The sequence below is a fragment of the Psychrobacter nivimaris genome (genome assembly GCF_009812035.1).
Classification (GTDB): Bacteria; Pseudomonadota; Gammaproteobacteria; order Pseudomonadales; family Moraxellaceae; genus Psychrobacter; species Psychrobacter nivimaris.
On the sequence record NZ_VZIZ01000011.1, the window covers coordinates 40,765 to 57,378 of the forward strand.

The window sequence follows — 16,614 nt, forward strand, 5'->3', positions numbered from 1 at the left end:
ACTAATATAGCCATAAATGATGTCAAACAAATAACATCTCTATAATATAGCGATATGACCAGTAGGAGCGATAATACTCGCTCAATAGCTGCTCGCTTATACGCATGGCATATTAATAAGGCTTTATTCAATAACAAGGCATGACGAGTAAAACTACATCATGCCTATTATGAGCTTATACGCTGTTCAAAACATTATATGGATGCTGATAGATACACTATCAAGACATCCTTACAAAGTTAAACTTTTTAAGTCAGCTACTTATTCTGCTGGAGTTGCAGCAGCTTCTTCTGCAGCTGGCGCTTCTTCGGTTGCAGCAGGTGCTTGCTCAGCTTTACCACCAGCTTGAGTTTGTGCGTATTCTTTACCAGCGATGATAGCATCAGCCATAGAAGTTACGTACAAAGTCACAGCACGGATAGCATCATCGTTAGCTGGGATGATGTAATCAACGTTGTCTGGGCTAGAGTTAGTATCAACGATACCGATAACTGGGATACCCAAGTTCTTGGCTTCTTTAATAGCGATCGCTTCGTGATCTACGTCTACTACGAAGATAGCGTCAGGTAGGCCGCCCATGTCTTTGATACCACCTAGTGAACGCTCAAGTTTTTCCATATCGCGAGTACGCTCTAGCGCTTCACGCTTAGTTAGCTTAGCGAAAGTACCGTCTTCTGCTTGCTTTTCTAGCTCTTTTAGACGGTTGATTGACTGGCGTAGTGTTTTCCAGTTAGTCAACATACCACCTAACCAGCGATGGTCAACGTATGGCATGCCAGCGCGAGCTGCTTGCTCACGTACGATACCGCTTGCAGCGCGTTTAGTACCAACAAATAATACTTTGTTTTTCTTAGCAGCTAGGCCGTTTACGTAAGTCAACGCTTCGTTGAACGCTTTTACGGTGTGCTCTAAGTTGATGATATGGATTTTGTTACGTGCGCCAAAGATGTATGGACCCATTTTTGGGTTCCAAAAACGTGTTTGGTGACCAAAGTGAGCGCCTGCTTGTAGTAAGTCGCGCATTTCGATTTTGGTTGGATTCTTTGTAGCCATGAGAATATATCCTATTGGTTGGGTTATGCCTCCACATCACAAAAACAGCCTATTTAGCGACACGCATCTGCTACCAGTTAGTTTTCATTAGTAATGCACTAACAGATCACAAATTAATCAAGTCGCCAAACACCCAGCAATTTTTTGCCATGATGTGTGTGTCATTGGTTGGTTTAAAAAAGAAGCTATCGCTAGATTGAAGCAAATGCCCAAATCTAAACTATAAAGTGAATTATAAAAAATAGCTGCGCTGTATTTTATCACATAACGTCTTAGAATCTCCAGCAGTTTATTCGTAGCGTATCAATAAGATAAAAACAAACTATGGCGATAATAAAACAAAAAAAGCGACACATTTGCATCGCTTTTTTCATGATTGTCTTTTTAACAGCTATTTTTCAAGCAGGGTTACCGCCGTCACTCTTTTATAGTTATCACTCGTTTGCAGAGTGATTGACTATAACTTATGCAATGCAAATACCAATGACCGCCTTGTAACCACGCCACGTAAATGGTGTGATGTAGCTTTGACGGTCTTTAGGTAAATAAGACACGCTTGGCGCACTCTCTACAATGTGCGGCGGCGAGATAATAAACTCTGAACCAAACTCTGTACGAGCGTTACCTGAGATTGTATTGGCCATTTCACCCAACAAATCTTTCATCATCGTGATTGAAGAGTCAGGCTCGCCCATCACTTTGATGACTTCTCGCAACATCACGCTTGGTGCACTGACATAGACGCAGCCTTCTAAAGGCCCTGATATCTTAATGACACCGCTATAATCAAAGCCAATCGCGCTTTTGTTGTTGTTCAAGTAAGGGGTATCAATTGACACTTCCGAGCCATCGATTTGCGCAAAAAACGCATTGATCGAGCTTAGAAACACACCCAATTTTTCTACTTTAACCATAATATATTAATATCCATCTGTATTACGTGGCAGCATTAGTCTTGCAAACAAACCACAATCTCGCCTACTTGAGAATGCCAAGTGATGGGGATGATAAAAGAACGCTCATCGTTCGGCAATACAATACTTTGCGGCGCACCTTTGAACACAAATGGTACAGAGATATGAAACTCTGAGCCAAACTCTTTGCGTGCATTGCCTGCGATTGTATTGGCCACTTCCCCAGCCAGATCTACATAGTTCTCTTCACTTTTATCGGTTTCGCCCATGCTGTCTAAGATTGAAGACAGCAAGTCACGCGTCGCCGAAAAATATACCACGCCTTTTTGGCCACCAGATATACCAATCACGCCCGTATAATCGTGGACTTTTGGCTGTTTGTTTTCTAGTAAGTAAGGGGTATCAGCAATAAGCTCCTCTCCCCCAAACTGGTCAAAATAATTACTAATAATACTTAAAAAAATCTGTAGCTTTTGCTCTTTCATAATGACATCTGCTTTGGTCGATGAATGGTATTAGTCTTGCATCAGCTCATACAAAGACTCGACAAGCTCCTCTTCTGAGAAGGGCTTGCACAAAAAGCCGCTAGCACCTAGTGACAATGCTTCAATGCCGGTGGCTTTATCCGATAACGCTGATACCACTAAAATGCGTACTTCAGGATCAATCGCGATGATTTTTTCAATACATTCTAGCCCATCCATTTGTGGCATGGTTAAGTCCATGGTGATCACATCAGGACGATGGACATTGAACTTTTCGATGGCTTGAACACCACTAGTCGCTGTCGCAACCAACATGAACTTTCCTGAATCGTATGCGCGCTGAATACGGTTTCTAATAATATTTGAATCATCAACAATCATTAACTTATGCATAACTTATCTACTACCTTTAATGAAGTGCTTGTCGTCCCTGACAATATAATTACTATTTTGATTAAGCTTTAGGTAAAGTAATGACAAACCGCGTCATCTGACCCAGCTCGCTATTTACGTTAAGTTTGCCATCATACTCTTTTACTTTTGCTTTGATGATATCAAGTCCAACACCGCGACCGCCGTCTTCATCTGCGTTCTCTTTGGTAGAGAATCCAGAAGAGAACAGCTGTTTGAGCAAGTCACCTTTACTAAGCTGATTTGCCTCTTCCGTACCGAAACGACCTTCTTGAATCAGTTTATTACGGATGTTGTCATAGTTGATACCCTGTCCATCGTCTTGAACAACCAACATGAAGTTTGAACCGTTGTCTTGCACTTCCAAATCAATGGTCCCAACGTCAGGTTTGCCAGTAGTATGACGCACACTTGGTGACTCGATACCATGGACTACTGCATTACGCAGCAACTGAATACTGATTTCTTTGATTGGCTTTGCAAGATGTGCCGGAATACTGGTTTGGGTTAGCGTCGTACTTTTTAGCTGTACTCGCTTGCCTTGTCTTGCAGCAATTTCTTTTGTAAATTCATTGTAAAAAGACAATAAATCGTCATCTGCTTCATTGTCTAAGTCGATATCTAGCCCACCATCGAAGTCAGCATTGCTAGCTGCATGATCTGCTACTGGATTTTGAGTAGCGACCGGTGCTTGTATGGTTGACGCCTTAGCTGCTGACGGTGCTGAGCGGTTGATACGCTCACCCAACGTCGCAATCGTGTTCGATAAGCTAAGCAAATCATCCAAATGTACTGCCAATGGCAAGAATTCATTACCAGACAACTGACCTTGGTTTTGTAATGCATGTAACTTGTCTTCAGCATCAGAAGCAATCTTTGTAAAGCTATGTAGTTTTAGTGCTGATGCTTCACCTTTTAAGCTATGCATTTCACGATAAATAGCTTTCAATTTGCCTTCAAGCTCGTATTGTGAGCTACCAGGATTTTTCAAGATATTATTCATTTTCTCGATATGCGCTTGTGTATTACCAATAAACTCATTAATAATCTTTGGATTCACATTCAAGATAGTCGTTAACATCTCAATCTGCATATCGTTTTGTGAACGCTCTTTTTCTAGGCGCTGTTCTAAGTAGACTGCATCTGATACATCGTTCACGTTGACCAAGATACGGGCAATGTCTTTATTGTCATAAACACGTGAGAATTTAAAATCCAAGAAGCGATTATCAAGATTTTTGTCTTCAGACAAATTATGCAGCATGACTTTATTTAATGGGTTAAGTGAATCTACCAGCTTTTCTTTAACGCGAGGGTTATAGAGCTGCTCAATGAATTGCTGTGTGGTCTTGAGGTCTTTATCAGAGATACGACCGCGCAAGACATTAGTAAAGTTTTCCCCTGCCAAGCGATCAGAGCCGATGATATTGTTCAGCGCACGAGAATGCTGTTGACCAATATTCAAGTCTTTATCAAGTAGGAAAAGACCCGTATTTACCGTTTCCATAATCTCTTGCGTTTCTTGGCGAGCGGCAAGTGCTTCAGCATCCGTCTCACGTAGACGACGTACAAAGAAGAATACGAAGATTAGGAAGTAGGTAAAGATAGCGGCAACACCAAGTACCTGGATAAGACGAATGGTAGTTGCTTGACGCTCTGCACTATTAAATACATCTTTTGTCAGATTATCCAAAGAGTCGTTAATAAACAAACTTGATGTCTTCGCCTGTTCAACGGCCTGCGTCAATTCATCAGCAGACGTTACCATGATATTATCAGCATCTTTTAGATATGTTTGAATCTTAGGCTCTAGCGCTTTCCATTGCTCATTGGCCGCAGCAATATTGGTTTGTGCTTGACCATCAATTTTTGGCAAGTCATAGCTATTACCTTCTGCATCTGTAATTGTACTGCCTTGCTCAATAGCAGCAATCGAGCTGGTGATTAGCGCAGTATTTTGTTCTAAACGGCTTAGCACTCGTTGTATGTGCGGAGAGTTAGTATCCTCACCATAACTACTGTCTAAATCGAAAAGATCTTTAATTACTGCCTGTGCACTGTTTGCCACTTGGTTAGTTTGGTCAATTAAAGCCGTGTTTCGTTCTAATAAATTTGAGGTATAAAACGTGAACGCTAGCAAAGCACCGATTAGAGATAAAAATAGTGCAATTGAAATAATCAGACCTTGATAGCGCTTATTGTCGACATTAGGTACGGTTGCCATCTTCAGAATTCCTTAGTTCAATTGCTTAGTATTGGTGTCAGATTCGCTCTTTTCAGCAGGGTCAGCTTCACCCAACCAGCGCGCCTCAATTTCTTTAAATGTCCCTTTTTCTTTTAGTTTGGCAATACCTTCATTAACCGTTTTGATAAGCTGAGTATTTTCTTTTGCCATGAGCACCACTTGCTGGGCTGAAGGTGCATCTGCAGCTTCATAGGGTACAATTTTCACTTTATGCTCAGGATAGCCTTTGACGATATATTGCAAGACTGGCATATCGTACAAGAAGACATCCGTATTACCTTGAACCAAATCCTGATACGCCAAAAATGCTGTAGGTCTTGAAATTAGCTCAACTGAACTGCCCATCTCTTTTAGCGTGTCTTCTTCTTTAGAGCCTTCTAACGTACCTGCTCTTAGACCTTTTATATCGTTTAAGCCTTTTATATCGAACTTACCTTCCAAATACATGATAGTAGCTGGGTTGAAAAAGTATGGTGTTGATAGACCATATCTCACTGCCCGATCGTCTTTGTAAGAAATACCAGAAATCGCTAGATCACGCTTTCCTGTTTCGACGCTATCGAACATGTCTTGCCAAGTTTCCTTGTAAAACTCGACTTTGAACCCCTGCTCTTCACCAATAGCACGAATTGAATCAACATCAGTGCCTTGCATATTGCCATTTATGTTTGCTAAAGTCTGATAACCGTTGCTACTTAAAGTCTCTATAAGACTTGATCCTTAACTGAATAATTATTCAACACAAAAAAAGCACTCATACGCTGTGAACGTATGAGTGCTTTTTTAAAATACAGTTAACTTAAAATAGAGGCACTTTTACTCTGCGTCGTCCAAATTGAGATTACGATCAATCTTCCAAATCAGGAAAGAACCGAAACTCATTAGTGAGAACAGAGCAATACCGACCTTGAGGACTGGGTTGACTGGAAACAGGTTCAATAATAAACCGCCAAAGATACCGACTGAAAACATTAGCGAGCCTTGTAATGCACTTGCCATACCAGCACGGCGTTTCTGAAAAGCGAGCGCAATTGCAGAAGCATTAGGCTGAGTCAAACCCAGTCCTGCGATACAAAAGAAAATACAAGCTAGTACTAGTGGCAACCAAGCATCCGTCCCTAAAAGCAAGCCAATCACGAATAGCACACCCGCAGAGATAACCTGCATCATCGCCCCAAATCGCAAAATACTTAGTATTCGAAAGCGGTTGGTAAGCCATTGGTTCAACTGAGTCAAACCTACAAAACCTGCCGCATTCATTCCGAACAACCAAGCGAAATGTGTCGCTGAGACGCCATAAGTATCCATGATTAGCTCTGAAGCGGAGCTGATATAGACAAACATCGCCCCCATTAACAATCCGCCACCAATTGCTGGGTAATTAAAAGTCGGATCTTTTAATAAATCCCAATATTGACTGAGCACTTCTCTTGCAGGGCGTACGTTACGGTTTTCTTCAGTCAAAGTTTCAAAAAAGAAAAACTTAGTAAGTAGCAAGTTTAGAGCGCCAAATGCAGCTAAGAACCAAAATATAGAGTGCCAATCAAAAAACTGTAAGAATAGCGCGCCAAGCGATGGTGCCAATATGGGTGCTAAGCCCATCACTAAAATCATGATGGAAAAAGCTTTTGCCGTTTGTTTTGCAGTGAGGCGATCTCGAATCGCAGCGCGAGTAACTACTGCACCTACACACGCGCCCAATGCTTGTAAAGTACGGCCTGCAAACAGTACGTACTCATTATCAGTAGTCGCACAAAGGATAGAAGCGATAACATACAGCGTCATACCTATATATAAGGGTTTGACACGGCCAACACGGTCACTGAAAGGTCCGTAAAATAGCTGCCCAAATACCAAACCTAAAAAATATGCAGGGACAGAGTTGGCCATAAAGGCCGTTGAAACACCGAAATCATCGGCCATCGATGGTAGCGCTGGCAGATACATATCAATGGATAATGGGCCCACCGCAACCATCAGCCCAAGCATCATAATCCATGCAACAGGCAAATCAGCAGAGCGCACTCGCTCAGAAGCGATAGGTTTGTTTGGAAGGGAGGGTTTTGAAGCAGACATATTTAGACCGTTTTATATAGTGGCTATTATTTTTGATATTTTATTTTTCGACGTTTAATTGCTTGCACGTGTTGTTAGGTAGGCTTTCGTCATTTTACTGGCTTATCCAGTAATCAAAATAGATACCTTTAACAACAATAGTGCATCTTTACCCACATCGGTGCAAGCAGACAATGCTATATCGTGCTATCTGCTTGCATTTCAATGGCTATAAGATAATGGCGAAACAACCGCTAACAATTAAAGATCGTCAAAATAATTTATCAAAATATGTCTGGTTTTCTTAGGTAGCAATTTCTTTTATTAGAATGAATCAAACGAAAATAACACTAGAAAATTTACTGATAGCAAAAATTTAGCGGAATTGACGTTTGCCAAATAAGGTGCTGGCCTGCTTTGCTTTTCTAAGAGCAAGCTTACGATTGCGACCAAGCATCATTTTAAGCTGCCATGCTTTTTCTTTATATAAAGTCTTAGCAGGTTGATCGTACATCGCATTTATCACGCGTTTGCTTGCTAGCACCGCATCAGGAGAGCGCTCTGCAAACTCGGCAGCAAGCTTTTGTGCTTGTTCAAGAGGTGCTTCACTACAATGGCTAATCAAGCCTAATTCTTTGCCTTCATTAGCATCGATGATACGAGCGCTCATGGCGAGCTCTTTTAAAGTGTCTTCTCTTAGAACTCCAAATGCCGATTGGGTCAGTCCCATATCTGGCACTAACCCCCATTTAGCTTCCATAATAGATAGTTGACAGTCAGGATGGCTGATACGTATGTCACAAGCCAACGACAACTGTAACCCAGCGCCGATACAATACCCTTCCAATACTGCTATGACGGGTACTGGCAGATCACGCCATACCAAACATACTCGTTGGAACGCACTTTGCCATGGTTTAATCAATTCCCAAAGCGCAAATGCTGTGTTTTTTGGATGATTTAAGTCTCCTAAATCAATACCTGCACAAAACGTCCCCTCTGCCCCATTTAGAATGACTGCGCGTATGCTTCTGTCCTTACTAATGCGACCTGCCAGCTTAATCAGCTCATTGATTACCTGAAAGCTCATGGCATTTTTTTTATGTGGACGATTTAAGGTAACCGTCAGTATGTTGTCTGTAATACTAACTTGTAAGGTCTCATACTGGTAACTTGCAATCGCGTTCATAACAATCCTTATTAATGAATAAAATAAATATGGTGCTGATATTCACAATATTAGCAGGCTTGTCTTTGTTGTACCGTAGTAATAACTGACTGTCACGATACTATAGTCAGTTTCATATACAGCACACACAGTTTGTCTAGCTGATAGCGATAAGCAAATCTAACGAGGCTACCTATCGCTCTCTGGACCTAAATGATTCTGACCTTATTACCTCATCTTCAACTTATATCATTTTCCACGTCATGTCATTTTCGCTTAAGCGATGATAATTAAGCTGCGGATAAGAAGATAAATCTACCTTTTGCAGGTTGTCTAGCGCCATTAATAATGCCTCATAATAAGGCTCAATCATTGCAAACTGCACAGGTGTCGTATGCTGTACATTCAGCAGACACTTATCTTCTAAATCTTGGCTAGCCTGACGCAATTGTGGTACACCTGTATATCGACTACCGCCCAATATACGATGGGCAATTTGTGCCAGCATATTTCGGTCATGCGCTTCCCATGCCTGAATGAGTGCCTGTTTTTCATCATTGATAGTATCGATCATCATGATAATAAGCTTGGCCGCCAATTCAGGTTTGTTCGCTGAACGAGTGAGCGCATCTTGCCAATCTAAAATGTTTGAGGTATCACTTTTGCTTATATTGTTGTTACTAAGGTCATTATTGATTTGCTCGTGTAAAGCCGAGTTAGCGTTAGCTGTCCTATCTTGAGAACTACTGTCTTGAATGCTTTGGTCTTGAGAGCTGTCGATAGACTTTGTTGGTGATTGTAGTAGTGGCGACTGACCTTGTTTTTGTAGACGTAAGCTCTCATAGCGTGGCTGAATATCACGCGCAGTATCTCGTCTATAGCCGTCACGAGGCTGGCTATCGCGCAAATAGTCATCACGGATTTTTTTCAGGGATAGTGGACGGGTAATTTTCGGCTCGCTACTGACAGAAGTACTATTACGATCTCCCCCGTCTCCTCTTATTATTGGATAAATAGCGGTTAATGTATCTGAAGATATACCTGAACTGACTTGAGTCTCCTGCCCATTTACATTGTTGGAGAACAAGTCGTTCGATAAATCATTATCATTAATTGAGTAACCGCGCAGCGAGTCAATAGGAGTTAACTCAGCCCCTGTTGGGTCGGTACCCTTTACGTTAGCACCTTGTACATTAGCATCTTGTAAATTATCATCCTGCAAATCAGAATGCTGTAAGCCAAAGCTCTGCAAATCTGTATCGGGCAGCGCGGTCAATTGTGGTGTCGTACTCTTACGACCAAGCCATTTCTGTAGCACTTGCAATAACTGAGGTTGGCTAATAGGTTTACCGACATAGTCATTGATACCGCTGGCTATAAGTTTGTCACGTTCATCTACCAACCCATGAGCTGTCAGAGCGATAATAGGGATACGACTATCCGCATTTTCGATATTTCGAATCTGCTTAGCCGCCTCATGACCTGACATACGCGGCATTTGAATATCCATAAATATCAAATCAATATTATCTTTGTCTTGCGTAGCCGCTTTATCGTCAGCGCTCGTGTCCTCATGATAGAACGCGCTGTTTGTTTTCTTATTTATCTCATCACGTGTTTCTGCTTTAGAGAGTTGCGTTTTATTCGATAGGCTTTGTTTATCGCTCTTGGCAGTTTTAATATTTTTGGTTTGCTGTTTACTGATAATCTCAATAGCATCAAACCCACTGCTCGCCGTGACTACCTGAATCCCTAGCTCGCTCAATAGAGCATCAAGCACTAATAAATTAGGCAAATGGTCGTCAACTGCCAGTACAGTGACCCCTTTCCAGCGTGGTTCCTGCAGGCTTTGCGGCGTACTACGGCTTTGCGTATCAAGCATCGCGTACAGCTGTCTTTTGTCTAATGGCTCATACAGTATGTTGGCATGATAGCGATTGAGTAGCGCTTGATCGGCCGCCACTTGATAGCCAAATACAGCAAGCTTGCCTTGATAATGCAGACGAATTTGCTTGAGGAGCGCCATCATATCGTCTTGCGTGTCATCATCAACGATGACCCAATCCCAATAGTTACCGTGCTCTTTTAGTGACTCAAGCACACCCGGTAATGAGTTGGCTTGAGTCAATTTAATCGGTAAATATTGCAGGCTGGCCTTGAGTACTTGTATGGAAGCGGTATGATTAATCCAAACCAGGACATTAAACTCATCAGTCTCGCTCGCCAGTGGCGCTAATACTGGTAATTCAATCGTTTGCCCTGTGGCTGCCTCTAGCACATCAACATGGGCTGGCATGCGAAACCAAAATGTCGCGCCTTGGTTGGCAATATTTTCTTGAGCATTATCATGAAACCCAATATCACCGCCCATCAAGCGTGTTAACTGTTTGGAGATAACCAGACCCAACCCTGTACCGCCATACTGACGTGTGATTGATGGATCGCCTTGGCTAAAGCTTTGGAACAGCATTTTTTGATCTGCTAGAGAAATGCCTTTTCCGCTATCTTGCACGCTAATCATCAGATAGTTATCACGGTGGTCATCTAAGCTCACACGCACCACCACATCACCACTATCCGTAAATTTAATGGCATTACCAACGATATTGGTCAATACTTGCTTAAGACGTAACGCATCGCCGTTGATGCGCATCGGCACATCATTGTAAAAAAGCACCGCCATGCGTAAACCCTTCTCCGCAGAGACCGGAGATAGCATATCGACCACATCATAAATAGTGTCATAGAGATCGAACTCATGGCGATCCAGTACTAGCTTGCCTGCCTCAATTTTAGAAAAATCTAAGACATCATTTACCAAAGCGAGCAAGTGTGCTGAGGACTTACGTATGGTCTGTACATACAAGTCCTGCTCAGGATTAAGCTCACCGTGACGTGCCAGCAAGTTAATAAAGCCATCGATACTGTTCAATGGTGTGCGCAGTTCATGACTGATATTGGCTAAAAACGCAGATTTTGCTTGGCTGGTTGAAATAGCTGCATCACGTGCATTTCGAATAGAGATGTTTTGCATCTCCATCTCATCAAATGCCAAACGTAAATCATCCTCAGTTTGCTCGGCATGGTCTTTGAGCTCTTGAAAGCTTCTATGTAAGCGGCGCAACGTTCTGACTAGATCTTGCTGTAATAAATTCAGCTCACCATCTGACTCTACTGGTACAGGTTGGTATAAATTATCAACATGGGTACGCTGCAACTGCAACCGCAGCTCATAAATGGGGGCAATCCAACGTTTCGAATAGATATTTAGACTCAATAATAGAATCAGGATAGTAAACAAACCAGTAATCACTAACGCCATCGCAATACGGTAGCGTGCAATGTAGAGCGGCTCGTTATCCATATCGACAAGTAACCACAATGTCTGCCCTTCAAACTCTCCCAATACACTGCCATACGCTGTGCCTACAGGCGTTGGGCGTTGTGATAAAAAGCTTGCAGAATCACTGATTAATGGCCATTCTTCATTGAGACCATAACCGACGGTTGCCAGTATTTGATTGCCTTCATTAATAATAGCAATGCGCTGTACATGCTGCTCAGACTGCATACGTCCAAGCTTATCTTGGATGCCCTCTAGCGTCGTCATCGCCGCTTGCTGGGTCCTCTCAGCACTACTCCCTACTTGCTGGCGCTCTTGTTCTAGCAGCTCAGGAATCAGTTCAGCTATGACTGGCGTATAGCGAATAAGTACCGCTTCGGCCAATACTTCTTGCTCAGAGTCGCTTGCACGCATGGTTTCGTGAAATACCAAAATGCCGCCTACTGCTGCCAACACACAGATAGGCAAAAACACCAGTATGATCAGCTGACCATAAGCACTACTGGTATCGAAACGTTTTTTATATGCCATGCTAGGTCTACTCTCTACTAGGTTCTTGCCATGAATTTTTGTGATAATGTCAGTATTCGTGTTACTTATAGCATGTCGTGTCAAAGCATTTGGGTAAGGCGCTACTTTTAATGAAGCCACTAATCGTTAATAAGGTCACTGGTTTTGATAAGACAATTGATATATAACTCAAGATTATCTTAACAGGATTCTCTAAGTTCTGGTTAGGCATTCCATGTGATGAATAACGTTATAATTAGAGTACCAACCACTCTGTGTCAAAGAGAATATGGCTTTAAGCAATGGTCCTACTTTTGCAACCCTTAACGTAGCATTAGTACTGACCTGATACAGTGACTATTAATCCTTGATGCGATAAGCGCAGCTGAAAACAAAATGATATAATAAAGCCACTTTTTATTTACCACAATATATCGCTCATAGTCATAACATATGAGAGCGCACTCTAATGCCTTTCGTTTTTAGCTCGCGTATCACTGTAAACCTATATACACAGCGACTGTCTAAAATTATGATCAAACAATAAAAACAGCGCTTCCATCAAAAACAAGCCATTAAAAACATATTTAAAAAATAGAAAAGGATACTTTATGTCCACTACGGCCATGTCAAATGCTAACTTTATTACTCAAATCACTACCCTCGCTGATTGCGTTGGTCAAACGCCATTGGTACAACTTCAACGCCTGCCTGAGCAAGAGCAAATTGCCAATGGCGCCACAGTATTAGCTAAGCTTGAAGGCAATAATCCAGCGGGCTCTGTAAAGGATCGTCCTGCTTTTAATATGATTTATCAAGCAGAACAGCGTGGTGATATCAAGCCTGGTGATATGTTGATTGAAGCCACTAGTGGCAATACTGGTATTGCATTGGCCATGGTCGCTGCGATGCGTGGCTACCCGATAATATTGCTGATGCCAACCAACTCTACCCAAGAGCGTAAAGATGCCATGATTGCTTATGGCGCAACGCTGATTGAAGTAGACGAAGGTATGGAAGCTGCGCGTGATTTGGCATTACAGATGCAAGCAGATGGCAAAGGGGTGGTATTGGATCAGTTTAATAATCCTGACAATAGCCAAGCACATTACCTGACTACAGGCCCGGAGCTATGGGCACAGACAGAAGGTAAAATTACGCATTTTATTAGTTCGATGGGCACGACAGGTACGATTACTGGTGTATCACGCTATCTAAAAGAGCAAAACCCAGACATCAAAATTATCGGCCTACAGCCTGACGAAGAAGCCTCTATTGCTGGTATTCGCCGTTGGCCAGCGGCTTATATGCCAGGTATTTTTGATGCAGACTTGATTGATGAAGTGATGGATATCGATCAGCGTATTGCCGAAGTCTATATGCGTAAATTGGCGAAGACTGAAGGTATCTTTGCTGGTGTATCTTCGGGCGCAGCTGCATGGGCAGCGACCCAAGTGGCAAAAGCAAACCCTAATGCTGTTATTGCCTTTATTGTCTGCGATCGTGGCGATCGTTATTTATCAACAGGTTTATATAACGTTGACGATAGCAATACGGACAATGACGCAGAAGTTAGTTAATGCATAAGAAATACCATTTATTACTGTTAATTTAAAAGAAGTGCAGAGCGACCAAGTGCAGATGTAATACTTCAAGCAAGGTCAATGTTGTCACTCTTTTATAATGAATTAACTATAAGCTCATAAATAGTCAGGATTATCTATGTCACAAGCGCTACCATCCGACCCTATATTGGTTTTTGATATCGAGACTGTCGCCGATGTCGATGCAGCACGCCGTATCTATCCGAAATTGGCCGATCTTAATGATGCAGATGCCTTAAGCGCGCTGACAGCCATACGTACACAAGAGGCAGGGCACGACTTTATGCGCCTGCCACTACAGCGTATTGTTTGTATCTCAGCTCTGTACATCAAGGATGGTAAGTTATCGCTATTTTCTTTGACTGCCGATAAATTTAGTGAAAAAGAAATCCTAGCCAAATTCTTTAGAGCATTTACCGACATTGAGACACTGCCACAACTTATTAGTTGGAATGGCTCGGGCTTTGACATACCTGTACTGATATATCGTGCCATGCAATATGATTTGTCAGCACCATGGCTGTTCGAAGAAGGCGAGCGTATTAAAAACATGCGCTTTGATAACTATGTTAATCGCTTTCATACGCGTCATCTAGACTTGATGGATCGGTTTAGCCAGTACGGTGCTAGTCGCCGCGAAGCCATGGATATTGTCGCAAGTCTGTACGGATTACCTGGTAAAACTGATGTAGATGGTAGCATGGTCGGCGCGCTTGTTAGTAGCGGTGACTGGCAGACCCTATCTATATACTGTGAGTCTGATGTCATGAATACTTGGCTTATTTATTTACGCTGGTTACGTCTAACAGGACAGTTGTCTTCACAAGATTTTGATGCCTGGCAGCAGCAGAGCTATGACTATCTGGCAAAGTATACCCAAGCTGACGGTAGTCCGCGACATCAAGAGTTTATCGCTGACTGGTCATCGGCACCCGAATTATAGAATTCGCATTATTAGTAGTTTTTATTCCCCTCTTCTAGTTATTTATTATTAAGGCAGGTTTATGCAACCCACCGATTCAAAAACATCTACAGCATCTGATATGGCAGCGCAAAACAGTAACGCTCAAACGAATGAAGCTCAAACAAACGACACCCAAACGATTGTCATTCCGCCGAGTAAGAAAAAATCAAAGCCATCATCAAAGACACGTCGTCGTCTAAAAGATGCAGAGCCAATTCCATTCAATATAGATGGCTTATCACATGATGGTCGCGGTGTTGCTGTGTATGGTAATGGTTTTGACGTTGCTGAAGGCCATGCTGAAGACAAACACGGCAAAAAGATCTTTGTTAGCTTTGCCCTACCCGGTGAGAGCGCCTTAGTAAAAATAACCAACAGCCGTGCTAGCTTTGAAGAAGGCGATGCCATTAGCATTACTGCCAACCCAAACCCTGAACGTGCTGTACCACCCTGCCCGCATTTCGGTACCTGCGGCGGTTGTAACTTGCAACATTGGCAACCAGATGGTCAAATAAACTTCAAGCAGTCAGTACTGGCTGAAATGCTAATGCACCAAGCCAACGCGGAACCTGACAATTGGCTCCCACCTGTGGTCGGCGATCGTCTTGGCTATCGTACCAAAGCACGTTTGGGCGTGCGTTATGTTGTCAAAAAAGAAACCGCGCTTGTCGGCTTCCGCGAGCGTTCAAGTAACTTCTTGGCAGAGCTAAATGAATGTCATATCCTAGATCCACGTATTGGGTTTGAGATTGAAAACCTAAAAATACTTATTAGCACTTTAGAGAGCCGTGACAAGATTGCTCAGCTTGAGCTTGCAATGGGTGAGCAACTGCCAGAACTACCTGATGGCAATCAGCCAGTTGCGCTCATCGTACGTAATTTAGAACCGTTATCAGATACTGATATAGACAAACTAAAAGTATTTTTCGCAGCGCGTAATTGGCAGCTATATTTGCAGTCGAAAGGCGTTGATAGCATCCAACGTATTGCGTTGACAGACGCTGATGATTTGAGCGAGCAATTTGGGCGTTTATATTATCAATTGCCAGAGTATGATCTGACTTTTGAATTTATCCCTACAGACTTTACTCAAGTAAATCTATCGGTGAACCGTCAGATGACCAAGCTTGCCTGTGACTTATTGGACTTAAAAGCAGGCGAACGCGTACTAGACTTATTCAGTGGTTTGGGCAATTTTAGCTTGCCACTAGCGCGCCTCGTTGGCGAGACAGGCTCAGTAGTCGGTGTCGAAGGCAGTGAAGCCATGACCGAACGTGCTGCTGACAACGCTCGTCGCAACGGTATCAACAATACTGAGTTTTATAGTCAAGATTTGACTCAAGACTGTACTGATAAGCCATGGGCCAACCAAGGTTTTGATGCACTGTTGATTGATCCACCGCGCTCTGGTGCTTGGGAGATTATGCAATATTTGCCAAAATTTAATGCTGAGCGTATTGTTTATGTCTCTTGTAATCCAGCGACCCTTGCTCGTGATACAAAAGCATTGTTAGAACAAGGCTATCGTCTGACTCATGCTGGCGTGATGGATATGTTCTGCCATACGGGTCATGTTGAATCTATCGCTCGCTTTGAAAAAGTAGCAGTTTAACGTTATTAATTTTCAAAAATGATTGATAGCTAGAAATGACTGATAGTTGAACCTAATTAAAGAGACAATTAAGCGTTATTACAATTATCTAAGATAACTCAAAGCTTTGATAAGTTTGTGCTAATAAATAGTCATTATTTAGCGTAATTGACCACAGCCGTACAGAGGCTCGCTTGATTTGTCACTTTAAAATGAGATAATAGTAAACAATCTTCCTATGTTTTTGATGATGTTTCCAATCGCTACATAG

The 16,614-nt window shown here is 42.4% G+C and carries 12 protein-coding genes; 3 read left to right on the forward strand and 9 right to left on the reverse strand.

The features are described 5' to 3' along the window. Window positions 1–261: 261 nt before the first annotated feature. The 9 genes from rpsB to FQV37_RS04880 form a co-directional block, all read right to left on the reverse strand. The gene (rpsB, locus tag FQV37_RS04840; protein WP_057758431.1) at window positions 262–1,053 is read right to left on the reverse strand and encodes a 30S ribosomal protein S2; all 792 of its coding nucleotides are present in this window, start codon (window positions 1,051–1,053) and stop codon (window positions 262–264) included. A gap of 464 nt (window positions 1,054–1,517) precedes the next feature. Next, on the reverse strand, window positions 1,518–1,967 hold the full coding sequence (locus FQV37_RS04845) for a chemotaxis protein CheX (protein ID WP_057758429.1): 450 nt from the start codon (window positions 1,965–1,967) through the stop codon (window positions 1,518–1,520). 35 nt (window positions 1,968–2,002) lie between these two features. Beyond that, on the reverse strand, window positions 2,003–2,452 hold the full coding sequence (locus tag FQV37_RS04850; RefSeq protein WP_057758427.1) for a chemotaxis protein CheX: 450 nt from the start codon (window positions 2,450–2,452) through the stop codon (window positions 2,003–2,005). A gap of 30 nt (window positions 2,453–2,482) precedes the next feature. Then, the gene (locus FQV37_RS04855; protein ID WP_057758425.1) at window positions 2,483–2,845 is read right to left on the reverse strand and encodes a response regulator; all 363 of its coding nucleotides are present in this window, start codon (window positions 2,843–2,845) and stop codon (window positions 2,483–2,485) included. 61 nt (window positions 2,846–2,906) lie between these two features. Next, window positions 2,907–5,087, reverse strand: a complete 2,181-nt coding sequence (locus tag FQV37_RS04860) for an ATP-binding protein (protein ID WP_160021509.1) — start codon at window positions 5,085–5,087, stop codon at window positions 2,907–2,909. Window positions 5,088–5,099: 12 nt separating this feature from the next. Then, complete coding sequence (locus FQV37_RS04865; RefSeq protein WP_338103982.1) at window positions 5,100–5,816, reverse strand: transporter substrate-binding domain-containing protein; 717 nt, start codon at window positions 5,814–5,816, stop codon at window positions 5,100–5,102. Window positions 5,817–5,924: 108 nt separating this feature from the next. Beyond that, a complete protein-coding gene (locus tag FQV37_RS04870; RefSeq protein WP_160021510.1) occupies window positions 5,925–7,184 on the reverse strand; it encodes a multidrug effflux MFS transporter in 1,260 nt (419 codons plus the stop codon). 355 nt (window positions 7,185–7,539) lie between these two features. Continuing rightward, complete coding sequence (locus FQV37_RS04875) at window positions 7,540–8,352, reverse strand: crotonase/enoyl-CoA hydratase family protein (RefSeq protein WP_160021511.1); 813 nt, start codon at window positions 8,350–8,352, stop codon at window positions 7,540–7,542. Between the two features lie 223 nt (window positions 8,353–8,575). Then, window positions 8,576–12,205: a hybrid sensor histidine kinase/response regulator gene (locus FQV37_RS04880; protein ID WP_160021512.1), complete on the reverse strand. Its 3,630-nt coding sequence runs from the start codon at window positions 12,203–12,205 to the stop codon at window positions 8,576–8,578. Window positions 12,206–12,795: 590 nt separating this feature from the next. Here FQV37_RS04880 and cysM point away from each other — a divergent pair. From cysM to rlmD, 3 genes are all read left to right on the forward strand, one after another. Continuing rightward, window positions 12,796–13,764: a cysteine synthase CysM gene (gene cysM / locus FQV37_RS04885; protein WP_160021513.1), complete on the forward strand. Its 969-nt coding sequence runs from the start codon at window positions 12,796–12,798 to the stop codon at window positions 13,762–13,764. 142 nt (window positions 13,765–13,906) lie between these two features. Next, window positions 13,907–14,731, forward strand: a complete 825-nt coding sequence (locus FQV37_RS04890; protein WP_160021514.1) for a 3'-5' exonuclease — start codon at window positions 13,907–13,909, stop codon at window positions 14,729–14,731. A 61-nt stretch (window positions 14,732–14,792) separates the two neighbouring features. Then, window positions 14,793–16,364: a 23S rRNA (uracil(1939)-C(5))-methyltransferase RlmD gene (rlmD, locus tag FQV37_RS04895; RefSeq protein ID WP_420876979.1), complete on the forward strand. Its 1,572-nt coding sequence runs from the start codon at window positions 14,793–14,795 to the stop codon at window positions 16,362–16,364. The last annotated feature ends 250 nt before the right edge of the window (window positions 16,365–16,614 follow it).

Excerpts from the sequence above, each read along its gene's own strand:
- rpsB (WP_057758431.1), bottom strand. The coding sequence starts at position 1,053 with ATGGCTACAAAGAATCCAACCAAAATCGAAATGCGCGACTTACTACAA.
- FQV37_RS04845 (WP_057758429.1), bottom strand. The coding sequence starts at position 1,967 with ATGGTTAAAGTAGAAAAATTGGGTGTGTTTCTAAGCTCGATCAATGCG.
- FQV37_RS04850 (WP_057758427.1), bottom strand. The coding sequence starts at position 2,452 with ATGAAAGAGCAAAAGCTACAGATTTTTTTAAGTATTATTAGTAATTAT.
- FQV37_RS04855 (WP_057758425.1), bottom strand. The coding sequence starts at position 2,845 with ATGCATAAGTTAATGATTGTTGATGATTCAAATATTATTAGAAACCGT.
- FQV37_RS04860 (WP_160021509.1), bottom strand. The coding sequence starts at position 5,087 with ATGGCAACCGTACCTAATGTCGACAATAAGCGCTATCAAGGTCTGATT.
- FQV37_RS04870 (WP_160021510.1), bottom strand. The coding sequence starts at position 7,184 with ATGTCTGCTTCAAAACCCTCCCTTCCAAACAAACCTATCGCTTCTGAG.
- FQV37_RS04875 (WP_160021511.1), bottom strand. The coding sequence starts at position 8,352 with ATGAACGCGATTGCAAGTTACCAGTATGAGACCTTACAAGTTAGTATT.
- FQV37_RS04880 (WP_160021512.1), bottom strand. The coding sequence starts at position 12,205 with ATGGCATATAAAAAACGTTTCGATACCAGTAGTGCTTATGGTCAGCTG.
- cysM (WP_160021513.1), top strand. The coding sequence starts at position 12,796 with ATGTCCACTACGGCCATGTCAAATGCTAACTTTATTACTCAAATCACT.
- FQV37_RS04890 (WP_160021514.1), top strand. The coding sequence starts at position 13,907 with ATGTCACAAGCGCTACCATCCGACCCTATATTGGTTTTTGATATCGAG.
- rlmD (WP_420876979.1), top strand. The coding sequence starts at position 14,793 with ATGCAACCCACCGATTCAAAAACATCTACAGCATCTGATATGGCAGCG.